The 5,394-nt window shown below is 54.9% G+C and carries 3 rRNA genes; all 3 read left to right on the plus strand.

Annotation, left to right across the window (positions count from 1 at the left end):
- Positions 1-5: 5 nt before the first annotated feature.
- The 3 genes from FEF26_RS15020 to rrf all read left to right on the plus strand — a co-directional run bounded on the left by FEF26_RS15020 (position 6) and on the right by rrf (position 5,387).
- A 16S ribosomal RNA gene (locus FEF26_RS15020) occupies positions 6-1,535 on the plus strand.
- A gap of 368 nt (positions 1,536-1,903) precedes the next feature.
- Positions 1,904-5,010, plus strand: a 23S ribosomal RNA gene (locus FEF26_RS15025).
- Between the two features lie 260 nt (positions 5,011-5,270).
- Positions 5,271-5,387, plus strand: a 5S ribosomal RNA gene (gene rrf / locus FEF26_RS15030).
- The 16S, 23S and 5S rRNA genes sit together here, the layout of an rRNA operon.
- Positions 5,388-5,394: the final 7 nt, after the last annotated feature.

A 5,394-nucleotide genomic window follows, 5' to 3' on the forward strand; every position in this document is an offset into this window, starting at 1 on the left:
ATTTTTTGATGGAGAGTTTGATCCTGGCTCAGGATGAACGCTGGCGGCGTGCTTAACACATGCAAGTCGAACGATGAAGGCCGTGCTTGCACGGTTGGATTAGTGGCGAACGGGTGAGTATCACGTGAGTAACCTTCCCTTGACTCTGGGATAAGCCTGGGAAACTGGGTCTAATACCGGATATGACCGGCCTCCGCATGGGGTGCTGGTGGAAAGCTTTTGCGGTTTTGGATGGACTCGCGGCCTATCAGTTTGTTGGTGAGGTAATGGCTCACCAAGGCGATGACGGGTAGCCGGCCTGAGAGGGTGACCGGCCACACTGGGACTGAGACACGGCCCAGACTCCTACGGGAGGCAGCAGTGGGGAATATTGCACAATGGGCGCAAGCCTGATGCAGCGACGCCGCGTGCGGGATGACGGCCTTCGGGTTGTAAACCGCTTTCAGCAAGGAAGAAGCTTTATTGTGACGGTACTTGCAGAAGAAGCGCCGGCTAACTACGTGCCAGCAGCCGCGGTAATACGTAGGGCGCGAGCGTTATCCGGAATTATTGGGCGTAAAGAGCTCGTAGGCGGTTTGCCACGTCTGCTGTGAAAGCCCGGGGCTCAACCTCGGGTGTGCAGTGGGTACGGGTAGGCTGGAGTGCAGTAGGGGAGACTGGAATTCCTGGTGTAGCGGTGAAATGCGCAGATATCAGGAGGAACACCGATGGCGAAGGCAGGTCTCTGGGCTGTTACTGACGCTGAGGAGCGAAAGCATGGGGAGCGAACAGGATTAGATACCCTGGTAGTCCATGCCGTAAACGTTGGGCACTAGGTGTGGGGGACATTCCACGTTTTCCGCGCCGTAGCTAACGCATTAAGTGCCCCGCCTGGGGAGTACGGCCGCAAGGCTAAAACTCAAAGGAATTGACGGGGGCCCGCACAAGCGGCGGAGCATGCGGATTAATTCGATGCAACGCGAAGAACCTTACCAAGGCTTGACATGGACCGGATCGCTGCAGAGATGTAGTTTCCCTTCGGGGCTGGTTCACAGGTGGTGCATGGTTGTCGTCAGCTCGTGTCGTGAGATGTTGGGTTAAGTCCCGCAACGAGCGCAACCCCTATCCTATGTTGCCAGCACGTGATGGTGGGGACTCATGGGAGACTGCCGGGGTCAACTCGGAGGAAGGTGGGGACGACGTCAAATCATCATGCCCCTTATGTCTTGGGCTTCACGCATGCTACAATGGCCGGTACAATGGGTTGCGATACTGTGAGGTGGAGCTAATCCCTAAAAGCCGGTCTCAGTTCGGATCGAAGTCTGCAACTCGACTTCGTGAAGTTGGAGTCGCTAGTAATCGCAGATCAGCAATGCTGCGGTGAATACGTTCCCGGGCCTTGTACACACCGCCCGTCAAGTCACGAAAGTTGGTAACACCCGAAGCTCATGGCCTAACCAGTTTTCTGGAGGGAATGGTCGAAGGTGGGACTGGCGATTGGGACTAAGTCGTAACAAGGTAGCCGTACCGGAAGGTGCGGCTGGATCACCTCCTTTCTAAGGAGTATGGACCCGAGTTGGGTCCGCCCTCTTTGTGCAGCCGATTGTGTTGCCGGGGGGTTTTACTCATGGGTGGAAATTTTCAACGAATACTCCGCATGTCGGGGTCATCATGCTTGTCACACGTCGTGGTTTTTTGAGTACGTCCTCGTCTTTGGGTGGGGGTTGGAAAGAAGGGTTGGGGCGTGTGTTTGTGTGGTGTGTGGCGCACTGTTGGGTCCTGAGGCTATGAGCCTTTGGATTGTGGTCCTTACTTCAGGTCTGCTGTGGACGTTGTGTCTGTGGTGGTGGGGGTGGGGGTTGTTGTTTGGGAACTGCATAGTGGACGCGAGCATCTTTTTTATTTGTCTGTGTATTTTTGTGTGTCGTAAGTGTTTAAGGGCGCATGGTGGATGCCTTGGCAACAGGAGCTGATGAAGGACGTGGGAATCTGCGATAAGCCTGGTGGAGCTGATAACCGAGCGTTGAGGCCAGGATGTCCGAATGGGGAAACCCGGCATGCTGTAGTGGTGTGTCACCCCGTGCTGAATGTATAGGCACGGTGGGAGGAACGTCGGGAAGTGAAACATCTCAGTACCGACAGGAAGAGAAAACAAAAGTGATTGCGTGAGTAGTGGCGAGCGAAAGCGTATGGGGCTAAACCAGTGACGTGTGATACCCGGTGGGGGTTGCGTTGCTGGGGTTGTGAGACCACCCGTAGAAGGTCCACCGATCTTCTGGGTTGAGGTGTCGGCGTATAGGCGAAGACTGTTGAGACGGTCACCGTAGAGGGTGTGAGTCCCGTAGTTGTAATGCGTACGGCCGGCCTGTGGTGTGTTCTCGAGTAGCACGCGGCTCGAGGAATCGTGTGTGAATCTGCCAGGACCATCTGGTAAGCCTGAATACTCCCTGTTGACCGATAGTGAATCAGTACCGTGAGGGAATGGTGAAAAGTACCCCGGGAGGGGAGTGAAATAGTACCTGAAACCATGTGCCTACAATCCGTCAGAGCTGGTCTTTTGGCTGGTGATGGCGTGCCTTTTGAAGAATGAGCCTGCGAGTTAGTGCTCAGTAGCGAGGTTAACCCGTGTGGGGTAGCCGTAGCGAAAGCGAGTCTGAATAGGGCGTTTGAGTTGCTGGGTCTAGACCCGAAGCGGAGTGATCTACCCATGGCCAGGGTGAAGCGTGTGTAAGAGCACGTGGAGGCCCGAACCCACCTAGGTTGAAAACTGGGGGGATGAGCTGTGGGTAGGGGTGAAAGGCCAATCAAACTCTGTGATAGCTGGTTCTCCCCGAAATGCATTTAGGTGCAGCGTTGAGTGTTTCATCCTGGAGGTAGAGCTACTGGATGGCTGATGGGCCCTACAAGGTTACTGACGTCAACTAAACTCCGAATGCCAGTGATGTGAGAGCTCAGCAGTGAGACGGTGGGGGATAAGCTTCATCGTCGAGAGGGAAACAGCCCAGACCACCAGTTAAGGCCCCTAAGCGTGTGCTAAGTGGGAAAGGATGTGGAGTTGCTTAGACAACCAGGAGGTTGGCTTAGAAGCAGCCACCCTTGAAAGAGTGCGTAATAGCTCACTGGTCAAGTGATTCCGCGCCGACAATGTAGCGGGGCTCAAGCACACCGCCGAAACTGTGGCATTTAGTCCTTTGAGGACTGGATGGGTAGGGGAGCGTCCAACACTGCGGTGAAGCAGCGGCGTAAGCCTGTTGTGGAGTGTGTTGGAGTGAGAATGCAGGCATGAGTAGCGAAAGACACGTGAGAAACGTGTCCGCCGAATGACTAAGGGTTCCAGGGTCAAGCTAATCTGCCCTGGGTTAGTCGGGGCCTAAGGCGAGGCCGACAGGCGTAGTCGATGGATAACGGGTTGATATTCCCGTACCGGCGAAGAACCGCCCACGCGAAACTACTGATACTAACCACCCGAACTTTTACTGATGAGCCTTCGGGCTCACGGTGAATTAGTAGCGTGGGACCTGATGTGGTCTAGCGAGCGTATTAACAGGTGTGACGCAGGAAGGTAGCCGGGCCCAGCGATGGTTGTCTGGGTCTAAGAATGTAGGGCTGACCATAGGTAAATCCGTGGTCTGTGTGCCTGAGACTTGATGGGCCCCACCTCTTGGGTGGGGATCCGGTGATCCTATGCTGCCAAGAAAAGCATCGACGCGAGGTTTTAGCCGCCCGTACCCTAAACCGACACAGGTAGTCAGGTAGAGAATACTAAGGCGATCGAGAGAATCACGGTTAAGGAACTCGGCAAAATGCCCCCGTAACTTCGGGAGAAGGGGGACCACCCTGGTGAGCGGTCTTTTCGACTGTGAGCTGGTGGTGGTCGCAGAGACCAGGGGGAAGCGACTGTTTACTAAAAACACAGGTCCGTGCGAAGTCGTAAGACGATGTATACGGACTGACTCCTGCCCGGTGCCGGAAGGTTAAGAGGACCTGTTAGCGGCTTTTGGCTGCGAAGCGGAGAATTTAAGCCCCGGTAAACGGCGGTGGTAACTATAACCATCCTAAGGTAGCGAAATTCCTTGTCGGGTAAGTTCCGACCTGCACGAATGGAGTAACGACTTCCCCGCTGTCTCAACCGTGAACTCGGCGAAATTGCACTACGAGTAAAGATGCTCGTTACGCGCAGCAGGACGGAAAGACCCCGAGACCTTTACTATAGCTTGGTATTGGTGTTTGACATCACTTGTGTAGGATAGGTGGGAGACGTGGAAGCCCTCACGCTAGTGGGGGTGGAGTCATCGTTGAAATACCACTCTGGTGTTGTTAGGCATCTAACTTCGGGCCCTGATCGGGTCCAGGGACAGTGCCTGGTGGGTAGTTTAACTGGGGCGGTTGCCTCCTAAAGAGTAACGGAGGCGCCCAAAGGTTCCCTCAGCCTGGTTGGCAATCAGGTGTTGAGTGTAAGTGCACAAGGGAGCTTGACTGTGAGAGAGGCATCTCGAGCAGGAACGAAAGTTGGGACTAGTGATCCGGCGGCACCGTATGGAAGGGCCGTCGCTCAACGGATAAAAGGTACCTCGGGGATAACAGGCTGATCCTGCCCAAGAGTCCATATCGACGGCATGGTTTGGCACCTCGATGTCGGCTCGTCGCATCCTGGGGCTGGAGTTGGTCCCAAGGGTTGGGCTGTTCGCCCATTAAAGCGGTACGCGAGCTGGGTTTAGAACGTCGTGAGACAGTTCGGTCCCTATCCGCTGCGCGCGCAGGAGATTTGAGAAGGTCTGTCCTTAGTACGAGAGGACCGGGACGGACGAACCTCTGGTGTGTCAGTTGTCCTGCCAAGGGCACCGCTGATTAGCTACGTTCGGGATGGATAACCGCTGAAAGCATCTAAGTGGGAAGCCGGCTTCAAGATAAGATCTCCATCACCCTTTGAGGTGTGAAGGCTCCCAGGAGATTACTGGGTTGATAGGCCAGAAATGGAAGCACAGTAATGTGTGCAGTTGACTGGTACTAATAAGCCGACCACTTACACACCACCCCACCCTTTTCTTTGAGGAGTGGTTGGGGCTCAGACAAAGGAAGAACATTGACTCCCTGCTTCAAGGGAACATGGCAGTGTTCTGGTGCTACGCGTCCACTATGCGGTTCTGAAACAACAACTACGTCCACAACAAAAAAGCACCCCCGCCCACTAGTGGTGGGGTGTGTGAAATTGAATACGAAGCGTTTGGTTGTAACCACAAAGATTTACCCACCCCCTACAATGTGATTCCTGGGGGTGTGGTTGAAAGGGTTACGGCGGTCATAGCGTGGGGGAAACGCCCGGTCCCATCCCGAACCCGGAAGCTAAGACCCACAGCGCCGATGGTACTGCACCCGGGAGGGTGTGGGAGAGTAGGACACCGCCGGACACAACAT

This window comes from Nesterenkonia salmonea, assembly GCF_005771525.1.
Taxonomy (GTDB): Bacteria; Actinomycetota; Actinomycetes; order Actinomycetales; family Micrococcaceae; genus Nesterenkonia; species Nesterenkonia salmonea.